20 protein-coding genes are annotated in these 18,325 nt (G+C 66.4%); 5 read left to right on the forward strand and 15 right to left on the reverse strand.

Annotated features, from left to right (window positions below):
* The gene (locus JQ617_RS00825) at positions 1-1,434 is read left to right on the forward strand and encodes a serine/threonine protein kinase (RefSeq protein WP_212023666.1); all 1,434 of its coding nucleotides are present in this window, start codon (positions 1-3) and stop codon (positions 1,432-1,434) included.
* A 6-nt stretch (positions 1,435-1,440) separates the two neighbouring features.
* Here the strand turns inward: JQ617_RS00825 and JQ617_RS00830 are convergent, their stop codons facing one another.
* From JQ617_RS00830 to rpe, 5 genes are all read right to left on the reverse strand, one after another.
* The gene (locus JQ617_RS00830) at positions 1,441-1,632 is read right to left on the reverse strand and encodes a hypothetical protein (protein WP_063195324.1); all 192 of its coding nucleotides are present in this window, start codon (positions 1,630-1,632) and stop codon (positions 1,441-1,443) included.
* A 24-nt stretch (positions 1,633-1,656) separates the two neighbouring features.
* A complete protein-coding gene (locus JQ617_RS00835; protein WP_212023668.1) occupies positions 1,657-1,836 on the reverse strand; it encodes a hypothetical protein in 180 nt (59 codons plus the stop codon).
* Between the two features lie 5 nt (positions 1,837-1,841).
* A complete protein-coding gene (locus tag JQ617_RS00840; RefSeq protein WP_212023670.1) occupies positions 1,842-1,982 on the reverse strand; it encodes a hypothetical protein in 141 nt (46 codons plus the stop codon).
* Between the two features lie 90 nt (positions 1,983-2,072).
* The gene (locus tag JQ617_RS00845) at positions 2,073-2,672 is read right to left on the reverse strand and encodes a hypothetical protein (protein ID WP_212023672.1); all 600 of its coding nucleotides are present in this window, start codon (positions 2,670-2,672) and stop codon (positions 2,073-2,075) included.
* A 49-nt stretch (positions 2,673-2,721) separates the two neighbouring features.
* Positions 2,722-3,423 (reverse strand): ribulose-phosphate 3-epimerase, encoded by a 702-nt coding sequence (gene rpe, locus JQ617_RS00850; protein WP_063682500.1) that lies wholly within the window; start codon positions 3,421-3,423, stop codon positions 2,722-2,724.
* A 251-nt stretch (positions 3,424-3,674) separates the two neighbouring features.
* Between rpe and JQ617_RS00855 the strand changes: the two genes are divergently transcribed.
* Positions 3,675-4,475, forward strand: coding sequence for an EF-hand domain-containing protein (locus JQ617_RS00855; protein ID WP_212023675.1), 801 nt, complete (start codon positions 3,675-3,677; stop codon positions 4,473-4,475).
* 161 nt (positions 4,476-4,636) lie between these two features.
* Here the strand turns inward: JQ617_RS00855 and JQ617_RS00860 are convergent, their stop codons facing one another.
* Positions 4,637-5,635: a P1 family peptidase gene (locus JQ617_RS00860; RefSeq protein WP_212023677.1), complete on the reverse strand. Its 999-nt coding sequence runs from the start codon at positions 5,633-5,635 to the stop codon at positions 4,637-4,639.
* 56 nt (positions 5,636-5,691) lie between these two features.
* Positions 5,692-8,517 (reverse strand): PAS domain S-box protein, encoded by a 2,826-nt coding sequence (locus tag JQ617_RS00865; protein ID WP_212023679.1) that lies wholly within the window; start codon positions 8,515-8,517, stop codon positions 5,692-5,694.
* Positions 8,518-8,737: 220 nt separating this feature from the next.
* On the opposite strand from JQ617_RS00865, the gene JQ617_RS00870 reads away from it, so the two are divergent.
* The gene (locus JQ617_RS00870; RefSeq protein ID WP_212023681.1) at positions 8,738-9,124 is read left to right on the forward strand and encodes a response regulator; all 387 of its coding nucleotides are present in this window, start codon (positions 8,738-8,740) and stop codon (positions 9,122-9,124) included.
* 79 nt (positions 9,125-9,203) lie between these two features.
* Here JQ617_RS00870 and JQ617_RS00875 read toward each other — a convergent pair whose 3' ends face one another.
* The 5 genes from JQ617_RS00875 to JQ617_RS00895 form a co-directional block, all read right to left on the reverse strand.
* A complete protein-coding gene (locus JQ617_RS00875; RefSeq protein WP_212023683.1) occupies positions 9,204-10,322 on the reverse strand; it encodes a branched-chain amino acid ABC transporter substrate-binding protein in 1,119 nt (372 codons plus the stop codon).
* A 150-nt stretch (positions 10,323-10,472) separates the two neighbouring features.
* Entirely contained in the window at positions 10,473-11,213 is a 741-nt protein-coding gene (locus tag JQ617_RS00880; RefSeq protein ID WP_063682504.1) for an ABC transporter ATP-binding protein, read from the reverse strand.
* Positions 11,210-12,043, reverse strand: coding sequence for an ABC transporter ATP-binding protein (locus JQ617_RS00885; protein WP_063682505.1), 834 nt, complete (start codon positions 12,041-12,043; stop codon positions 11,210-11,212). The genes JQ617_RS00880 and JQ617_RS00885 overlap by 4 nt, the downstream gene beginning before the upstream one ends.
* Positions 12,040-13,359 carry a high-affinity branched-chain amino acid ABC transporter permease LivM gene (gene livM, locus JQ617_RS00890; RefSeq protein WP_212023685.1) on the reverse strand — a complete coding sequence of 440 codons (1,320 nt, stop codon included), beginning with the start codon at positions 13,357-13,359 and terminating at the stop codon, positions 12,040-12,042. Before livM ends, JQ617_RS00885 begins: the two co-directional genes overlap by 4 nt.
* Positions 13,360-13,370: 11 nt before the next feature.
* Entirely contained in the window at positions 13,371-14,288 is a 918-nt protein-coding gene (locus JQ617_RS00895) for an ABC transporter permease subunit (RefSeq protein WP_212023687.1), read from the reverse strand.
* A gap of 286 nt (positions 14,289-14,574) precedes the next feature.
* On the opposite strand from JQ617_RS00895, the gene JQ617_RS00900 reads away from it, so the two are divergent.
* Both JQ617_RS00900 and JQ617_RS00905 read left to right on the forward strand, forming a co-directional pair.
* Positions 14,575-14,745 (forward strand): hypothetical protein, encoded by a 171-nt coding sequence (locus JQ617_RS00900; protein WP_167358187.1) that lies wholly within the window; start codon positions 14,575-14,577, stop codon positions 14,743-14,745.
* A gap of 283 nt (positions 14,746-15,028) precedes the next feature.
* Positions 15,029-15,553 (forward strand): hypothetical protein, encoded by a 525-nt coding sequence (locus tag JQ617_RS00905; protein WP_212023689.1) that lies wholly within the window; start codon positions 15,029-15,031, stop codon positions 15,551-15,553.
* On the opposite strand, the gene JQ617_RS00910 is transcribed toward JQ617_RS00905, so the two are convergent.
* From JQ617_RS00910 to JQ617_RS00920, 3 genes are all read right to left on the reverse strand, one after another.
* Complete coding sequence (locus JQ617_RS00910) at positions 15,515-15,907, reverse strand: carboxymuconolactone decarboxylase family protein (protein ID WP_212023691.1); 393 nt, start codon at positions 15,905-15,907, stop codon at positions 15,515-15,517. The genes JQ617_RS00905 and JQ617_RS00910 overlap by 39 nt on opposite strands.
* Positions 15,908-16,033: 126 nt before the next feature.
* Positions 16,034-16,816, reverse strand: a complete 783-nt coding sequence (pcaD, locus tag JQ617_RS00915) for a 3-oxoadipate enol-lactonase (protein WP_212023693.1) — start codon at positions 16,814-16,816, stop codon at positions 16,034-16,036.
* A 20-nt stretch (positions 16,817-16,836) separates the two neighbouring features.
* Entirely contained in the window at positions 16,837-18,192 is a 1,356-nt protein-coding gene (locus JQ617_RS00920; RefSeq protein ID WP_212023695.1) for a 3-carboxy-cis,cis-muconate cycloisomerase, read from the reverse strand.
* Positions 18,193-18,325 lie beyond the last annotated feature (133 nt).

Consider the following 18,325-nt stretch of genomic DNA (forward strand, 5'->3'; position numbering starts at 1 on the left):
ATGCCGAAACCCCTGGTCAGCTCAGGCGCGGTGATCGACGGCTACACCATCGGCGAATGCGTCCATGCCGGCGGTATGGCGACGCTGTGGACCGTCACCCATCCCGGCATCGACGTGCCGCTGCTGATGAAGATCCCGCGGGTGTCGGAGGGCGAGGATCCCGCCGCGATCGTCTCGTTCGAGATGGAGATGATGATCCTGCCGCGGCTTGCGGGGCCGCACGTGCCGACATGCTTCGGCACCGGCGATTTCGCGCACCAGGCCTATGTCGTGATCGAGCGCATCGCCGGGACCACGCTCTACAAGCGGCTGCCCGACCTGCCGCTGCCATATGACGAGGCGCGGCAGCTCGTCGCCAAGGTCGCAACCGCGCTTGCCGATCTGCACCGGCAGAACGTGATCCATCACGACATCAAGCCGAGCAGCATCATGTTCCGCGAGAGCGGCGAGGCGGTGCTGATCGACTACGGCCTGTCGCACCACGATCATCTGCCCGATCTGCTGCAGGAGGAGTTCCGCCTGCCTTACGGCACCGCGCCCTACATGGCGCCGGAGCGGCTCCTGGGCGTGCGCGACGATCCGCGCAGCGACCTGTTTTCGCTCGGCGTGCTGCTCTATTTCTTCACCACGGGCGAGCGTCCCTTCGGCGAGGGCGAGACGCTGCGTGCGATGCGGCGCAGGCTCTGGCGCGATCCGCATCCGCCGCGCGCGCTTCGCCCCGACTATCCGCCCTGGCTCCAGGAAGTGGTGCTGCGGTGCCTGGAGATCGAGCCGGTGTGGCGCTATCCGACCGCGTCCCAGCTCGCCTTCGATCTTGCCCATCCGGACAAGGTCAAGCTCACGACCCGCTCGGAGCGGCTGAAGCGCGATCCGCTCAGCGTCGCCTGGCGGCGGCGCTTCAACCAGGGCGTCATGGCGCCGCGCGCGAAATCGGATGTCGCGGCCCAGATCGCATCGAGCCCGATCCTTGCAGTCGCGCTCGACACGGCGGAGGGCGCCCCGGAGCTGAACGAGGCGCTCCGCATCACCACCGAGCGCATTCTCGCCACGCTGCCCTCGGCGCGGCTCGCCTGCGTCAACGTCCTCAAGCTCAACCGCATCGCGATCGACCGGACACTGGACGAGCAGGGCTCCAACAAGCATATCGACCGCATGGTCGCGCTGCGCCATTGGGCGACACCGCTCAAGCTCGATGAGAGCCGGCTGTCGGTTCACGTGCTGGAAGCGGTCGACCCTGCGGCGGCGCTGCTGGAATTCGCCGAGATGAACTCGGTCGACCATGTCATCATCGGGGCGCGACAGAACTCGTTCAGGCGGACCTGGCTCGGCAGCGTCTCGGCCAAGGTGGCCGCAGAGGCGAGCTGCACTGTCACCGTGGTGCGGCCGCCGCGGATGGCTGCAGCGAAACCGGACACCGGCGTGGTGTGGGGCTAGGAAGGATCAGGCCGCGTGGGCGGTGTGGGCGACGCGCTTGCGTCGGATCGGCCAGGAGAACTGAGGACCGGGCTCGCCGTGATCCGCGCTGCCGCCAAAGTACTGGATGATCTCGCGGCAGGGCTCGCAATTGAAAAGGTTACGCGACGCGGATGCCTTGGTCATTTCCTTCAGGCAGTTCGGGCAGTGCGGTTTCATGGCTCAAGTCCGGAAAGAGAATTGTCAGTGCCGGCGCGGTGACTGGAATGGATGGTCCAGCTCCGCCGTCTCGGGCCCGCTGTCGTCGCCCCGCTCGCCTTCGGGGCGTTCGAGCCGGCCGAAGAAATCGTCGAGGTTCGGATGCGGACGCCGCGGAATACGGCACCTGCGTTTCGGCTGACGCTTCACGAGGGCGATCCGCATGGGCGTCAGGCCCGATTGCGGTCGCGGCGGAAGCTGCGGGCCGAACGCGCCGGGGCTTCGACCGGTCCGGCCGACGGGCCGAACACAACGAACGCACAAAAACCAAGCCACAACGCCACGCCAGTCCAAACCAGGGTCGTCGTCATGATGTGCTCCCGCGAAAACAGGCAGGAATCACTTGCAGTGATTTGCACGAATCAGTGAAGCCCGGATGAGTACGGGTCGCGGTTGCAATTTTAGGCATTGCGCGCTGCAGCGCCCGTAGGACCCGCAGCTTTTTCCGGATGCGACCGCCGTGTCCCGCCGGCGCGCGCAGCTTCGAGGATGTCGCGCAGGCGCAAGGCGTCGCGAACGCAGCGAAACCCGTAGCGACCGGTGTAGTCGGTATCGGGCGAGCGGGTCGATCGCCCGGAGGCGAAGTTGAGGTGGCCGGCGCCGCGGCCGATGTCGAGGATTTCGAAAACTGCGTCCATGGCCTCGAACGGCGTCTGGCTGACGGTCCGCCGGCCCCAGGCCGTTCGCAGGATGAGCGCGCGGCGATCGGTGATCAGATAGAGCGTCTGCAGATCCTGCAGCAGCATCACCGGCGGGGCCGCAACGAAGGCAACACCGAGCATCAGGAGAGGGCGGGCCGCCTGGTCGATCCAACCGGCCTCGACGGCGACGATCGTCAGCAACAGCCAGGGACATCCGATCCACCAGAGCCATCGCCACATCGTCATGCGGGCGAGGCCATCGGGCTGGCCCTGCCAGATCACCCGCTCGCCGTCCTGCAGGGCCCCATCGCGCAGGCGCCGCAGGCCCGCGGAGAACAGCGTGTCGCGGATGTCGTCCATTGCTGTTGGTCGCGGCGGCCGCAAGGCCGGTTCGGACCGCGAAGCGCCGTCAGATGGCTTCGCCGCGCGCCCCGAGCGCCGCGTTGCGGATGGCGGCAATGTTGGTCTTGTAGGCGTCCTGCGTGCCGCCCTTGAACACCGAGGTGCCCGCGACGAAGGCGTTGGCGCCGGCAGCGGCCAGCGGGCCCGCGACATCCGGGCCGACACCGCCATCGACCTCGATGTCGATCGGACGGCCCGCCGTCATCGCGCGAATGTCGCGGATCTTGGAGATCGCCGAGGGAATGAAGGCCTGGCCGCCGAAGCCGGGATTGACCGACATCACCAGCACGAGGTCGACGAGGTCGAGCACGTATTCGAGCGCGCTGATCGGCGTGCCCGGATTGAGCGAGACGCCGGCCTTCTTGCCGAGTGCGCGGATCGCCTGGAGCGAGCGGTGCAGGTGGGGACCGGCCTCCGCATGCACCGTGATGTGGTCGCAGCCGGCCTTCGCGAAGGCCTCGAGATAGGGATCGCAGGGCGAGATCATCAGATGCGCGTCGAAGATCTTCTTGGTGTGCGGGCGCATCGCCTTGATGACGTCGGGGCCGTAGGAGATGTTCGGAACGAAGTGCCCGTCCATCACGTCGAGATGGATCCAGTCGGCCCCGGCGGCATCCACCGCGCGCACCTCCTCGCCGAGCCTGGAGAAATCCGAGGCCAGGATCGAGGGCGCGATGGCCAGGGGGCGGTGGGCGAAGGCTTGGGTCATGGCGCTGTTCCCGTGGCGGCCGTGAAAGATGGATGTCGCCTAACATGGGCCTCTGCGGCGGGCAATGCAGGGGCGGCGTGCTTCCTGTGGGCGGAAATTTCTGCCGTCGGCGGCATGAATTGCCGATGTTCCCGCGGGCTCCGCAGCGCGGCGGCTGCGGATTTCATTGAGCTTTTTGCGCTGGCACGACGCTTGCTGACTTTACCTGCAGGACATTGGCTGCGGCGCGCCGCATCGGTTGGAGTTGTGCAATGTTGTTCGCCCTTGGCGCCGTCTCTAGTGCGCTCGACGCGATCCAGTCGCTGACGAACTCGAAGTCGTCCTCGTCGACGCAGAAGTCCGGCTCCTCGCAGGGTGCGGCGGCCAATCCCTTCGCGATCGACAGCAGCAACAGCTTGAGCAGCGGGGCGACCTCGTCGGTCAATGCGGGCAAATGTCCGCAGATCGCGCCGGAGACGATGAACGCGTTGTTCGCCGCGCAGAGCCAGTCCTCGGACGGAAGCAGCAGCGCGACGAGCTCGGCCTCGTCCAGCTCGACGTCCTCGACCTCGTCGGGCCGCGATGCCGCGCTGAAGCACCTGTTCTCGCAGATCGATGCCGACGGCGACGGCAGCATCACCAAGTCGGAGTTCGAGGGCGCACTGGGCGCCGGCGGCACCAACCTGGCGCAGGCCGATGACGTGTTCTCGAAGCTGGATGCAAATGGTGACAACAGCGTCAGCCTGGACGAGATGTCGAAGGCGCTGAAGAGCGGTCATGGCGGCCACCACGCCCATGGCGCGAGCGGCGCGGGCGATGCCTCCGGCAGCGGCTCGGATTCTTCTTCGTCGTCGGGCGGCGGATCGACCTCGACCACCACGACGAACGCCGACGGCTCGACCACCACCACCGTCAGCTATGCCGACGGCTTCAAGATGTCGACCACGGTGCCCGGCGCCAACTCCGCCCGTAGTTCGGCCTATGACCTGTTCGCGCAGTTGATGCAGCAGCAGGGCGGACAGGGGCAGGGCGCCTCGGCCGCCGCCGGCTCGTCGATGTCGATGAGCGTGTGAGCGCAAAGCTCTTTCCGCAATTGAAGCTGTCATGCCCCGCGCAGGCGGGGCATCCTGTACGCTGCGTCCTCTCGGCTTAATCAGTCCTGTCTCTGGAATACTGGATCGCCCGGTCGTCGCCGGGCGATGACGCGCGGCGTGCGGTTGAAGGGCACGCGTCCCTAAGCGCCGAACCGATCCTTCCACGCCGGCTGCGCGCCGGGGAACGGCAGCGCGCTCGCGCTGTAGACGCCGCGCGCGATCGCGCGCGCGACGACGTTGGCGGCGACCGTGCCGAGCTCGGTGAGGCCGACCAGCGGCTCGATCGGCTTCTCGCCGGTCGCAGCCGCGAACAGCACGTCGCCGTCGGTCGGCGCGTGCACCGGATAGATCGCGCGGGCAAAGCCGGTGTGGGCGATCATGGCCAGCCGCTTGGCCTGAGGTTTGGTCAGCGCCGCGTCGGTGACGACGGCGCCGATGGTGGTGTTTTCGCGCGAGGCTGCGGCGGGGCCGCCCTTGATGCGCATCGCCAGCATGTCGGGCGTGAATTTGGGCGGCAGGCCATGCCCGCCGAACTCGCCGTTCTCCTCGAACGGCGCGGCCCAGAACCACGGTCCCTCGCCGACGGTCACACTGCCGACCGCGTTGACGATCATGATTGCGGCGACCTTGATGCCGTTGTCGAGAACCGCCGACGCCGAGCCCAGCCCGCCCTTGAAGGTCGCGGTGGTTGCGCCGAGGCCCGCGCCGACGCTGCCTTCCGCGTAGTCGTGGCCTGCGGCCACCGCCGCCTCATAGCCGAGATCGCGATAGGGGGCGAAGCGGCCCCAGTTCTTGTCGCCGCCGTTGAGCAGGTCGAACATGATCGCACCCGGCACCAGCGGGATCACCGCGCCCCGGATATTGAGACCGCGGCCCTGCTCGGCGAGCCAGGCCTGCACGCCGCCGCCGGCCTCGATCCCGAAGGCGGAGCCGCCGGACAGCGCGATCGCGTCGACGCGCTCCTGCGTGCTGGCGAGATCGAGCAGCGAGCCCTCGCGTGTGCCGGGGCCGCCGCCGCGCACGTCGATCGCCGCGATCGCGGGCGAGTCGAAGATGATCGCGGTCGTCCCGGAGCCGACCTTCGCATTCTCGGCGTGGCCGACGCGAACGCCGGCGATGTCGGTGAGCAGATTTTTCAAGGCCGGCACTCCATGCGCTTGCAGGTTGTCTGCGATAGCGCAGAGATGCCGCCGGCTCAACTGGCGAGCGCTGTCCTGAGCATCCTGGCAAGCTCGGATTTGCGGTAGGGTTTGGCGAGCAGCAGCACGCCGGAATCGAGCCGGCCGTGATGGACGATGGCGTTCTCGGTGTAGCCGGAGGTGAACAGCGTCTTCAGGTCGGGGCGGCGGCGGGCGGCCTCGTCGGCGAGCTGGCGGCCATTCATCGCGCCCGGCATGATCACGTCGGTGAAGAGCAGGTCGATCTCCTTGTCGGCATCGATGATGGTGAGCGCTTCGGCGGCGTTGGCCGCTTCCAGCGCGGCATAGCCGAGGCTCTTGACCTGGGTCACCACATATTGCCGCACCAGGGCGTCGTCCTCGACGATGAGGATCTTCTCGTCGCCACCGGCGATGGGGACGTTCTGGGCCGCCTCATACGCGGTCTCCTGCACGCCGGTCGAGCGCGGCAGGTAGATCTTCACGCTCGTGCCGTGGCCTTCCTCGCTGTAGATCTTGATGTGCCCGCCGGACTGCTTGACGAAGCCGAACACCATGCTGAGGCCGAGACCGGTGCCCTTGCCGACCTCCTTGGTCGTGAAGAACGGATCGAACACCCGCTCGATCAGATCGGACGGAATGCCGCTGCCGGTGTCGCTGACCGCGATCATCACGTAATTGCCGGCGGCGACGTCGGGGTTCATGGCGGCATAGCCGTCGTCGAGGAAGACGTTGCGGGTCTCCAGCACCAGGGTGCCGCCGTCGGGCATGGCGTCGCGCGCGTTCAGCGCCAGATTGAGGATCGCGGTGGAGAGCTGGCCAGGATCGACCAGGGTCGGCCAGGCATCCTCGGTCAGTTGAGGCAGGATGGTGATCTGCTCGCCCAGGGTCGGATGCAGCAGCTTGGCGGCCTCGAGCGCCAGCGCATTGACGTCGATCTCGCGCGGCTGGAGCGGCTGCTTGCGGGCGAAGGCGAGCAGATGCTTGGTCAGCTGCGCGCCGCGCTCGGCGGCGTCGTCGATCAGCTTGGTGATGGCGGCAAGCTCGGGCCGGTCGGCGACGGCATCGGCCAGGATGCCGATCGTGCCGGTGATGACGGTCAGCACGTTGTTGAAATCGTGCGCGACGCCGCCGGTCAGTTGGCCGATGGAGTCCATCTTCTGGACCTGCCTGAGCTGCGCTTCGGCGGCCTGCTTCTCGGTGAGGTCGCGGCCGATGAAGAAATGGCGCTTCACGGGCTCCGACCAGGTGCCCATCCAGTTCAGTGTGACCTCGTGACCGTCGTGATGGTAGTAGCGCGCCTCGAAGCTGCGCTTGACCGCGCCGCGCCGGGCCGTCCGCATCTCGCCGCGCGTCTTCTCGAGGTCGTCGGGGTGGATGAACTCGATCGCGCTGTGCCCGACCATGTCCTCCGGGCTGAAGCCGAGGATGGCCTTCACGCTGGGGCTGACCTGGATGAAATTGCCGAAACCGTCGGTGACCAGGATCAGGTCCTGCGAGGTCTCGAAGATGCGCTGGCGTTCCTCGATCTCCCGATTGAGAGCCATCTCGGCGCGCTTGCGCTCGGTCACGTCGCGGGCCACCTTGGATGCGCCGATGATCTTGCCGTCGGTCGATCGCAGCGGGACCTGGCTCAGCACCACGTCGATCGATTGACCGCTCTTGTGCAGCCGCACCGCCTCCTGCTGGTCGATCACCTCGCCGTTGCGGGTGCGCGCCAGATTCTCGGCACCCTCGTCGCGCTGGTCGTCCGGCATGATGATGTCGATGGAGCGGCCGACCGCCTCGCTGGCGGAGTAGCCGAACACGCGCTCGGCCGCGTTGTTCCAGGTCGTGATGGTGCCGTCGAGCGACTTGGTGATGATGGCGTCGTTGGAGGATTCGACGACGGCCGTGAACAGGCGCTCGCGCTCGGCGTGGTAGTCGCGCTCGGCGTCCGACCGGCGCTTCAATGCGCCGACCATGCCGGCGGTCTGGGCCTGGAGGCGGACATTCTCGATCAGGAGCACCGCGAGCACGAACGCCGCCGCGCAGAGGCCGTAGAGCCGGCCGGCGTAAAAGCCGAGATCGAAGCGCGCGACATTCACGATGGCCGAGAGCGCGATGTCGAACAGCCAGGCGCACATCACGACCATGAGCCAGATGTCGATCACCGAATGCGGCCTGCGGAACCAGAGCGAGACCAGCGCGGCAAAGCTCAGCGACCAGACGAACGACACGACGCCGATCATGGTCGGCGTGTAATGGCCGTCTTTCAGCAGGACCGGGAGCATGTCGTGCTGGGCCGTGACGATCCAGGCGAACACGGCCATGGCGGCGATCACACCGAACACGATCGTGCAGATCGCGCTGGTCGTCGTGCCGCGGATCCTGGGGCCGCCATCGGCCTCCTTCAACCAGGCATAGCCCAGCACGCACAGGGGGAAGCCGGCGTGCCAGATCATGTAGAGCCAGACCGTGGTCTGCGGGCCCGCGCCGAACAGCCCGGTCGGCGTGAACAGGCCGGGGAAGGTGAGGCCATGCACCACCGCCGCGGCTGCGGTGAACAGATAGCCGCCCGCGAGCCACTGCAGCGCGCGGGTCCGCAACACCGAAAACTGCGACAGCAGCAGCACCGCGGTGATGATGTCGCTGACGGCGAGGGCCGACTGGTAGCTCGCGACAAAGGCGGGGACCGGCAGGAGCGGGGTACCTGCGAAGGGGACGGCCAGCGCGAACAGGACCGAGGACACGCCGACAATGGCCAATGCGGCGGTGCGGTCGGTCGGGGTGGCCGGCAAGGTCGAAAGGAATGTGCTTCGGTCGATCGGTGTGGGCACGTCCACCTCTTGCAGGCCGGTCTTCGCCATCGTCATCGACGTCATTTTGATCGCCGTCCAGCTCAATGGTAGCCGGTTATAGGCTCGTCTTCTGAACGCTGCGGCTACGACTCAACCGAAGGTTACAGCTTACTTAATTTTGGTGGGAACGCGCAGTAGGGTTCCGGTAAGATGCGCTTTACTGGACGGTGCCATAATGCCCTCCCGCCGTATTGGGTTCCAGGTTTGAATCATTCGATTTGATCTGTTCCGGGAGTTGTTCCCTATGCCCCGCGTTCTCATCATCGACGACCAGAAGGACGTCCGCGCGATGGTCGCGATCGTGCTCCGGGTCAACCGTTTCGAGGTCGTGGAGGCCGACAGCGGTGCTGCCGCGCTGAAAGCCTTCGGGGAAGGCGCGTTCGACGCGGCGATCGTCGATATCTTCCTGGGCGACACCAGCGGCGTCGATATCATCGCGAGCCTGCGCGAGCGCATGCCGGAGCTTCCCATCATTGCGGTGTCCGGGATGACGACCCTGGATTTCCTGGATCAAGCGCCGCACCTTGCCAATGTGGTCTGCCTGCAGAAGCCGTTCCGGCCGAATGATCTGCTGCAGGCGCTGCGCAAGGCCCAGGCCGCGGCGGGCGGCGAACTGCCCGCAGCCGTCTGATCCCGCCGCAAGGAGAAACGCCCCGGGCAAGCCGGGGCGTTGTGATGGTTGGATGGCAGCTTGAGGCTCCGCGAGCGCGTCAGGTGCCGTTGCCCTTGATCTCGGCGTAGCCGCCCTTGGCGTCCCACTTGTAGACGACGTAGTCGATCTGCTTGATGTCGCCCTTGGCGTCATACTCGATCGGGCCGATCACGGTGTCCCACTTGCCGGCCTTCATCGCCTCCATGACCTTCTTGGCGTCGGTGGTGCCGGCCTTCTTGGCCGCCTGCGACCAGACCTGCATCGCCGCGTAGGTGTAGAGAGTATAGCCTTCCGGGTCGATGTTCTTGGCCTTGAAGGCGTCGACGATCTTCTTGGCGGTCGGCTTGTTGCGCGGGTCGGGGCCGAAGGTGAACAGGGTGCCTTCGCCGGCGGGGCCGGTGATGGAGGCGTACTCCTTGTCGGCGAGCGCGTCGCCGGCCATCAGCACGGTCTTGAGGCCCTGGTCGCGCATCTGGCGCAGGATCAGGCCGCTCTCCTGATGATAGCCGCCGACATAGACGAGGTCGATGTTGTCGCGCTTCAGGCGCGAGACGATCGCGTTGAAGTCCTTGTCGCCCTTGTTATAGGACTCGTACATCTTCTCGGTGATGCCAGCCTTGTTGAGCGCCTTCTTGGTCTCGTCCGCAAGACCCTTGCCGTAGGTGGTCTTGTCGTTGAGGATCGCGATGTTCTTGCCCTTGTAGTTCTTGGCAATGTACTGCGCCGCGATCAGGCCCTGCTGATCGTCGCGGCCGCAGACGCGCGCAACGTTCCAGAGCTTGCGCTCGGTGAACAGCGGGTTGGTCGAGGCCGGGGTGATCTGGAGCACGTTGCCGTCGGCATAGGCTTCAGAGGCGGGGATCGACGACGACGAGCAATAGTGCCCGGCGACGAAGGGCATCTTGGCGCTGGCGATCTTCTCGGCGATCGAGCGGGCCTGCTTCGGATCGCAGGCATCGTCCTCGACAGAGAGCGCGAGCTTCTTGCCGTTGACGCCGCCGGCTGCGTTGATATCGGCAACGGCCATCTCGGCGCCGTTCTTCATCTGGCGGCCGAAGGCGGACTCGCCGCCGGTCATCGGGCCTGCGACTGCGATGGTGACATCCTGCGCGAATGCCGCGCTCGACAGCGCGATCGACGCGCCGAATGCCAGACCGATGAGCTTCAGTGATTTCATGAGATACCTCGCGGGTGGTCGCCTGTGGAAGTCGCCGGGCATGCCCGGTCCAAACCGGCGCCATTCTTGAATGAATTTGGCGAGAAGTCACCGGCAAAATACGGGCATTGACGGAGATATCTCGCCGCATTCGGCCGCACGCGGCCCGCCTCAGCCGTGGCGGCCGCCTTCCAGATAGGCGGCGCGAATCTCGGGGCGCTGCAGCAACTCGGCGCCGGTCCCGGCCAGGGTGATCAGGCCGTTGACCATGACATAGCCGCGATGGGCGAGCTTGAGCGCGTGGTTGGCGTTCTGCTCGACGATCAGGACCGTCAGGCCGTCCTGCCGGTTCAGGGTGCGGATCGCGTCGAAAATCTGGCGGGCGATCAGCGGCGCGAGCCCGAGCGAGGGCTCGTCCAGCAGGAGCAGGCGCGGACGGCTCATCAGGGCGCGGCCGATTGCCAGCATCTGCTGCTCGCCGCCGGACAGGGTTCCGCCGCGCTGGGCGTAGCGCTCCTTCAGCCGCGGAAACAGCGTGAAGACGCGCTGCAGCGTCGCATCGCGCTCCGCATCGGTGCATTCGGTGGCATCCGCCCCCATCTGCAGGTTCTCCGCCACGCTCATGCGCGGGAAGATGCGGCGTCCCTCGGGCGATTGCGCAATGCGCAAATGCGCAATCTCGTGGGTCGGCACGTCGGTGATGTCGCGGCCTTCGTACAGGATCTGCCCCGAGCGGGCGCGCGGCTTGCCGAAGATCGTCATCATCAGCGTCGATTTGCCGGCACCGTTGGCGCCGATCAGCGCCACGATCTCGCCGGCATTGATCTCGACGTCGACGCCCTTCAGCGCCTCGATCTTGCCGTAGGCGGCACGAAGGCTGCGGATCGCGAGCAGGGGGGTGGGCGCCGTCACGACCCGCCCTCCATCACGGCCGCGGCTTCGTCCTCGTCGGTGCCGAGATAGGCGGCGATCACCTTGGGATCGTCGCGGACCTCGCGCGGGGAGCCTTGCGCGATCTTGACCCCGTGGTCCATCACCACGATGTGGTCGGAGATCTCCATCACCACCGACATGTCGTGCTCGATCAGCAGGATCGAGGTGCCGAGCTCGTTGCGGATCGAGAGCAGCAGTTCGCTCAAGGCCGCGCTCTCGCGCGCGTTGAGGCCGGCGGCGGGCTCGTCGAGGCACAAGAGCGCGGGCTCGGTGCACATCGCGCGCGCGATCTCGAGCCGGCGCTGGTCGCCATAGGCAAGGTTGCCGGCGGCGTCGTCGGCGCGGTCGAGCAGATTGACGCGCCTCAGCCAGTCGGTGGCGAGATCTATCGCGCGCTTCTCGGCGTCACGGTACACGGGGGCGCCGACGAGGCCGAGAAGGGTGAAGCCGGAGGCGCGCATCAGGGCGTTGTGCTGCGCCACCATCAGGTTCTCCAGCGCGGTCATGCCGGGAAACAAGCGGATGTTCTGGAAGGTGCGCGCCACCTTGGCCTGCTTGGCGATGCGGAAATCGTTCAGCCGTTCCAGCGCGATCACCCGCCCGTCGTCATGGCTGAGGCGGATGGTGCCGCCGCTCGGCTTGTAGAAGCCGGTGATGCAGTTGAACACCGTGGTCTTGCCGGCGCCGTTAGGCCCGATCAGCGCGGTGATCTTCTTCCGCTCGGCGGCGAAGGAGAGGTCCTGCACGGCGACGATGCCGCCGAAGCGCATGGTGAGCCGGTCGACGCCGAGAATTTGGTCGCCGCTCATCCGTGCCCTTCCTTGACGAGGTCGGAGGAGATCGCCTTGGCCTTGGTCAGATACACGGTCGGCGCGCGATGACCGATCAGGCCGCGCGGCCGCCAGATCATGATCAGCACCATGGCCATGCCGAACACCAGCATGCGGTAGCCCTCGAGGCTCCGGAACAATTCGAAGCCGCCGATCATGGCGAGCGCGGCGAGCGCGACGCCGAGCTGCGAGCCCATGCCGCCGAGCACGACGATGGCGAGCACCAGCGCCGATTCCTGGAAGGTGAAGGACTCAGGGCTGATGAAGCCCTGGCGTGTCGCAAAGAACGCGCCGGCGAAGCCGCCGAACATGGCGCCGGTCGCGAACGCGGTGAGCTTGGTCGTCGTGGTGTTGATACCGAGGGCGCGGCAGGCGACCTCGTCCTCGCGCAAGGCCTCCCAGGCGCGGCCGATCGGCAGGCGGCGCAGGCGGATCGTCACCCAGTTGGTGAGCAGCGCCAGCGCCAGGATCAGATAGAACAGGAAGACGATGCGGTGGGTCGCCGAATATTCGATGCCGAGCTTTGCAGCGAGGCCATCGTCGCTGTTGTCGAGCGGGATGCCGAAGAAGGAGGGGCGCGGAATGCCGGAGACGCCGTTGGGGCCGCCGGTCAGCTCCTGCCAGTTGATGATGACGAGGCGGATGATCTCGCCGAAAGCCAGCGTCACGATGGCGAGGTAGTCGCCGCGCAGCCGCAGCACCGGAAAGCCGAGCAGTACGCCCCAGAACGCGGCGAGGATGCCGGCGAGCGGCAGGCAGATCCAGAACGACCAGCCGAAATTGGTGGCGAGCAGGCCGTAGGAATAGGCACCGACCGCGTAGAAGGCGACGTAGCCGAGATCGAGCAGGCCGGCGAGGCCGACCACGACGTTCAATCCCCAGCCCAGCATGACATAGGTCAGCACGAGGATCGCGAGGTCGAGGATGTAGCGCTGGTTATAGAACATCACCGGCACCAGCAGCGTGAAGATCAGCAGCGCGGGCGCGAGATAGCGGCCGAGGAACGACAGGCCGCTCTGCACCGCTGGCGGCACCAGCTTCTCGGTACCGCTGGGGCCGATCCATTGCCGCAACAACTCGATCACGATCGAGCCGCCGAACACGATGGCGACGAGGGATGCGAGCTCGCCGAAGCGCGTCCAGTAGGTGAGCTGGCCGTCGGAGCCGGCCTCGGTGCGGATGCCGACCATCAGCGAGAACAGCACCAGCGCGACGAGGGCGTTGATGAAGGCGGTCTTGAGGAGGGCAACGATGCCCGTTGCAGGTTTGGCCGTATGGGTCGAGGGAGCTGTCACGCGCGCGCCCGTCAGACTTTTTCGACTTCGGGGCGGCCGAGCAGGCCGGTCGGCATGAAGATCAGCACGACGATCAGGATCGAGAACGCCGCGACGTCCTTGTATCCGACCGAGAAATAGGCCGACCAGAACGTCTCGATCAGGCCGATCGCGAGGCCGCCGAGCATCGCGCCCGGCAGCGAGCCGATGCCGCCGAGCACGGCGGCGGTGAAGGCCTTGATGCCGGCGACGAAGCCCATGAAGAAATCGACCGTCCCGTAATAAAGCAGGTACATCAGGCCGGCGACCGCGGCCAGCGCCGCGCCGATCACGAACGTCATGGAGATGGTGCGATCGACGTCGACGCCGAGCAGTGCGGCCATGGTCTGGTCCTGCTCGCAGGCGCGCATGTCGCGCCCGAGCCGGGTACGCGACACCAGCCAGGTGAAGAGTGCGAGCAGCACGACTGTGGTGACGACCACCATGATCTGGATGTTGGAGAGCTGGATGACGAAGCCGTCGTTGCTCTCATGCAGGGTGTAGCCGCCGGTGATGAAGGGCGGGATCGGCTTGACGCGCGCGCCCTGCGCGACTTGCGAATAATTGGTCAGCACGAAGGACATGCCGATCGCCGACAGCATCGGGGCGAGGCGGAAGGAATGTCGCAGCGGCCGGTAGGCGATGCGCTCGATGGTCCAGCCATAGAGCGCGGTGATCGCCATCGAGACCAGCAGCACCACCAGCAGGATCACGGGGATCGCGGTGAGGCCGAACGAGATCAGGATCAGGAAGGTGATCAGGGCGATGAAGCCGCCGATCATGAAGACGTCGCCATGGGCGAAATTGATCATGCCGACGATGCCGTAGACCATCGTGTAGCCGATCGCGATCAGGCCGTAGATGGAGCCGAGCACGAGGCCGTTGATGAGCTGCTGGGCGAAATAATCCATGCGCTGCCGTTACCAAACCTGAAGCGGGCTCGAAGGGAGCTCTTGAGGGAGTGAGTTGAGTTTCTTTCGGGCCCCGGCAGCCCCTAGCATTCTTCCCGTTTTGTAACAGGACGGAACTGGCGGCTGCAACTGGCCAGGGCTCGGCATAAAGGCTTGTACAGAATTCATTTGGCACCGGATGTCGCGGTCCGGTTCCGCACCTGCGAGGAACCGGGTTCCGCAGGGCAACCAAAATGGTTGCCGGCCGTTATCCCGGCTCTGACGTCCAACAAGGGAGTTTCCCCGAATGACGAAGCAGCAGAACCAGAATCCGGGCCAGCAGAGTCAGAATCCCGGCCAGCGCAACCCGCAGCAGCAGGGCGGCGGCCAGAAACCCGGACAGCAGCAGCAGGACCCGATGCGCCAGGGCGATCGTCCCGGCCAGCAGCAGGGCGGCCAGCGCAATCAGGACGAATAGTTTGGGAAGCCCAAGCCAAGGGAGTGAGGAGGGCCCCGCCGAAAGGCGGGGTCTTTTTCGTGAGCGCGCGCTCCGTCATTACGGGGCGGCTCGAAGAGCCGAACCCGGAATCTCGAGATTCCGGGTCTGGTGCCAACGCACCATCCCGGAATGACGGGAGATCGCAGCCGCCCGGCGAGTTAAGGTAAACAAAGGGTTTAAATTGCCGCCACAGTCTGATGCGAGTTAGCTCCCCGCAAAGCCTTCCCAATGAAGGCGCGTGGCAGGCGAAGCGGGAAGCGGCATGTTCAGGAATTGGCGGATCGACACGGTCAATGGCGCGCTGCTGGCGGCCTATTTCATCCCGGCCTGGGCGCTGGTGGCCTTCAACATTTTTGTTTCACCGGTGCATGGCCTCTACGAGCGGCCCAGTGTCGCTGTGGCGCTGTATCTCAGCGACCATCTCCAGATGGCGGGGATGGACACGGTGCGCGCGGCCTGGCTGCTGGCGCTCGGACGCCTGACCGTCGTTGCGTTCTTCGCGATCTATCTCGTGCTGCTCTGCATTCCCCGCGTCCGCCGCAACGGCGGCGCTGACGAGGCGCTCGCCATTGCGCTGGCGCTCGGCAGCCTGATCTCGTTCGCGAGCATGGTGATGGCCTCGAAGGTTGGCGAGATGGCCGCCCTGCGCCTGCATGCCACCGAGCTTCTGCTGCTGCTGGGCGCCGCGATCGTGATGCTGATCGAGCGGCCCACGGCGGCGCCAAAGACCGTTCAGACCGCCGGGCCGCTAGGTCTTGAGCAGGCCGAGCTCCTGCACAATGGCTGAGGCTTCCTTCACGGCGTGATTCGCCGCGGGCACGCCGCAATAGATCGCCTGCTGCAGCAGGATCTCCTTGATGTCTTCGGGCGTGAAGCCGCCCTCGGCGAGCGCCGCGCGCACATGCAGGCGGAATTCGTCCCACTGGCCGAGCGCGACCATGGTGCCGATCACGAGCACCCGCCGCGTACGCTCGTCGAAATGCGGCCGCGTCCAGATCTCGCCCCAGGCGTAGCGCGTGATCATGTCCTGGAAGTCGGTGTTGAACGCATTGCGGTTCGCGATCGACTTGTCGACCCAGGCATTGCCCAGCACCTTTCGGCGCACATTCATGCCGGCATCGCGGCGCTTCTGGTCGTCCATTCTAGCCTCCAGTGAGTCATTCCGGGGCGATGCGAAGCATCGAACCCGGAATCTCGATCCGCATTGCACCACTTCGAGATTCCGGGTTCGCCTCTTCGAGGCGCCCCGGAATGACGGCGGTGGTGTTCAGCGCTGCGTCAAAAATCCCACCACCGCATCCGTGAATGCGTGCGGCTGCTCGACATTGGAAATGTGGGCGGCATCGATGATGGTCATGCTGGCGCCGGGAATGCCGGAGCGGATCAGCTCGCCGGCCGAGATCGGCGTCGCCATGTCGTGACGGCCGGCGATCACCAAAGTCGGGCTCTTGATCTTCGGCAGCAGCGCGCGCTGGTCGAGCGTGGACAGCGCCTCGCAGCAGGCGAGGTAGCCCTCGACCGGGGAGGCCAGCAGCATCGATTTCATCCGCGCGGTGATCTCGGGCTCGCGCTCGCGGAAATCCTGGGTGAGCCAGCCGCCGAGCACGGCATCTGCAACCGCCGCGATCCCGCCCTTCTTCACGGCGTCGATGCGCTCCAGCCATTTGGTCGGCTCGGCATAATAGCAGGAGGTGTTGGCGAGGATCAGCTTGCCGAACCGCTCCGGCGCATTGGCGCCGAGCCATTGCCCGACCATGCCGCCCATCGACAGGCCGCACCAATGCACCTTCTCGATGTTGAGGTCGTCGAGGATCGCGAGCACGTCGCGGCCGAAGCGCTCCATCGTGTAGGGGCCGGGGGCTACGGCTGACTTGCCGTGGCCTCGGCGGTCGTAGCGGATGACGCGGAACACCTGCGTCAGCGCCTTCATCTGCGGCTCCCACATCTGCAGGGTGCAGCCGAGCGAGTTGGAAAGCATCAGTGTCGGCCCGCCGTCGCGGCCCTCGACGGAGACGTTGAGCAGGCAACCGTCGGCATCGATCATGGGCATGCGGCGTCTCCGTCGTGTCTTTATTCGCGGTCGAGGCTGTCGAGCAGCCGGTCGATCAGGGCTTGGGAAGCCCCTTGATAGGCCATCGGCTCGAACAATGCCGCAATTTTTTCCGGCGTCAGATGCGCGGTGACCTGCGAATCGGCCGACAGCACCTCACGTAGATGCTTCTTCTCGGCGACCGCGCGCTTGCTCGCGGCCTCGATCAAATGATGCGCGTCGCTCTTGCCGATCTTGTCGGCCAACGCAAACGTGACCGCTTCCGCCATGATCAGGCCATGCGTCGCATCGAGGTTGCTGCGCATGCGCGCGGCATCGACGTCGAGGCCCTCGGCGATGTCGACGATGGCGGCAAGCGCGCCGGACGCGACCAGCATCAGTTGCGGCAGGGTCGGCCATTCGGCGTGCCAGGGCCCGGCGCTGCGCTCATGGTCCTGCACCTGCGCGGCGAAGATCGTGGCGGCGAGCTGCGGCGCCATGGTGGCCGCGCCCAGCGCGCTCGCGGCCGCGACCGGGTTGCGCTTGTGCGGCATGGTCGAGGAGCCGCCGCGGCCTTCGCCCGCGGGCTCGAAGGCTTCGCCGACGTCGGTCTGCATCAGCAGCGAGACGTCGCGCGCGATCTTGCCGCAGCTTCCGGCCAGAATCGCGAGCGCCGATGCGGCTTCGGCGATGCGGTCGCGATGGGTGTGCCAGGGCGCTTCCGGCAGTGGCAGGTCGAGCTCCCGAGCCAGTCGTTCCGCAACGACGAGGCCCTTGTCGCCGAGCGCGGCGAGGGTGCCGGCCGCGCCGCCGAATTGCAGCGCGAGGCCGTCGCGGCGCAGCCGCCGCAGGCGGCAGCGGGCGCGGGCGAGGCTCGATGCGTATTCGGCCGCCTTCAGCCCGAACGGCATCGGCAGCGCATGCTGGAGCCAGGTCCGGGCCACAATCGCAGTGTTGCGATGGGTACGGGCGAGCGCGGCAAAACCCTTGATGGCGCGGCTGAGGTCGGCGTCGAGCGCATCGATGCCGGCGCGGAGCGTCAGCATCGTCGCGGTGTCGATGACGTCCTGGCTGGTCGCGCCCCAATGCACGTAGCGCGCGGCTTCGGCGTCGGCCTTGGCAACGCTGGCGGTCAGCGCCTTGACCAGGGGAATTGCGAGGTTGCCGGATCGTGTCGCGGCCTCGGCGAGGGCCGCGATGTCGAAGGAAGCGGCCTTGCAAGCGGCTTCGATCGGGCCCACTGCCGCCTGCGGAATTACGCCCGTGGCGGCCTCGGCCCGGGCCAGGGCTGCCTCGAAATCGAGCATGTTCTGGAGGGTGGACCGGTCGTCGCAGACCGCGCGCATGGCCGCGCTCGAAAGCATCGGCGCAAGCAGGGGAGAGAGGGCTGTGCTCATGTTGCGCGCGACCTAATCACCATGCCCCGGCTCTGCCAATCCCAAACCGTCGGCGCAAGCTTTTTGCACTTGCGAATATGCATTGCACGTGACCGGGGGCGCCCTTTCCTTTGCGGCCTCCGTGCGTTACTTG

The organism is Bradyrhizobium sp. KB893862 SZCCT0404, assembly GCF_018130885.1.
GTDB lineage: Bacteria > Pseudomonadota > Alphaproteobacteria > Rhizobiales > Xanthobacteraceae > Bradyrhizobium > Bradyrhizobium stylosanthis.

What these genes read in the sequence shown, in the direction of transcription:
- pcaD (WP_212023693.1), bottom strand. Translation starts at nt 16,816, where the DNA reads ATGCCCATGATCGATGCCGACGGTTGCCTGCTCAACGTCTCCGTCGAG.
- rpe (WP_063682500.1), bottom strand. Translation starts at nt 3,423, where the DNA reads ATGACCCAAGCCTTCGCCCACCGCCCCCTGGCCATCGCGCCCTCGATC.
- JQ617_RS00865 (WP_212023679.1), bottom strand. Translation starts at nt 8,517, where the DNA reads ATGACGTCGATGACGATGGCGAAGACCGGCCTGCAAGAGGTGGACGTG.
- JQ617_RS00885 (WP_063682505.1), bottom strand. Translation starts at nt 12,043, where the DNA reads ATGAGCGGCGACCAAATTCTCGGCGTCGACCGGCTCACCATGCGCTTC.
- JQ617_RS00905 (WP_212023689.1), top strand. Translation starts at nt 15,029, where the DNA reads ATGTTCAGGAATTGGCGGATCGACACGGTCAATGGCGCGCTGCTGGCG.
- JQ617_RS00910 (WP_212023691.1), bottom strand. Translation starts at nt 15,907, where the DNA reads ATGGACGACCAGAAGCGCCGCGATGCCGGCATGAATGTGCGCCGAAAG.
- JQ617_RS00920 (WP_212023695.1), bottom strand. Translation starts at nt 18,192, where the DNA reads ATGAGCACAGCCCTCTCTCCCCTGCTTGCGCCGATGCTTTCGAGCGCG.
- JQ617_RS00825 (WP_212023666.1), top strand. Translation starts at nt 1, where the DNA reads ATGCCGAAACCCCTGGTCAGCTCAGGCGCGGTGATCGACGGCTACACC.
- JQ617_RS00875 (WP_212023683.1), bottom strand. Translation starts at nt 10,322, where the DNA reads ATGAAATCACTGAAGCTCATCGGTCTGGCATTCGGCGCGTCGATCGCG.
- JQ617_RS00830 (WP_063195324.1), bottom strand. Translation starts at nt 1,632, where the DNA reads ATGAAACCGCACTGCCCGAACTGCCTGAAGGAAATGACCAAGGCATCC.
- JQ617_RS00840 (WP_212023670.1), bottom strand. Translation starts at nt 1,982, where the DNA reads ATGACGACGACCCTGGTTTGGACTGGCGTGGCGTTGTGGCTTGGTTTT.
- JQ617_RS00855 (WP_212023675.1), top strand. Translation starts at nt 3,675, where the DNA reads ATGTTGTTCGCCCTTGGCGCCGTCTCTAGTGCGCTCGACGCGATCCAG.
- JQ617_RS00835 (WP_212023668.1), bottom strand. Translation starts at nt 1,836, where the DNA reads ATGCGGATCGCCCTCGTGAAGCGTCAGCCGAAACGCAGGTGCCGTATT.
- JQ617_RS00870 (WP_212023681.1), top strand. Translation starts at nt 8,738, where the DNA reads ATGCCCCGCGTTCTCATCATCGACGACCAGAAGGACGTCCGCGCGATG.
- JQ617_RS00895 (WP_212023687.1), bottom strand. Translation starts at nt 14,288, where the DNA reads ATGGATTATTTCGCCCAGCAGCTCATCAACGGCCTCGTGCTCGGCTCC.
- JQ617_RS00900 (WP_167358187.1), top strand. Translation starts at nt 14,575, where the DNA reads ATGACGAAGCAGCAGAACCAGAATCCGGGCCAGCAGAGTCAGAATCCC.
- JQ617_RS00845 (WP_212023672.1), bottom strand. Translation starts at nt 2,672, where the DNA reads ATGGACGACATCCGCGACACGCTGTTCTCCGCGGGCCTGCGGCGCCTG.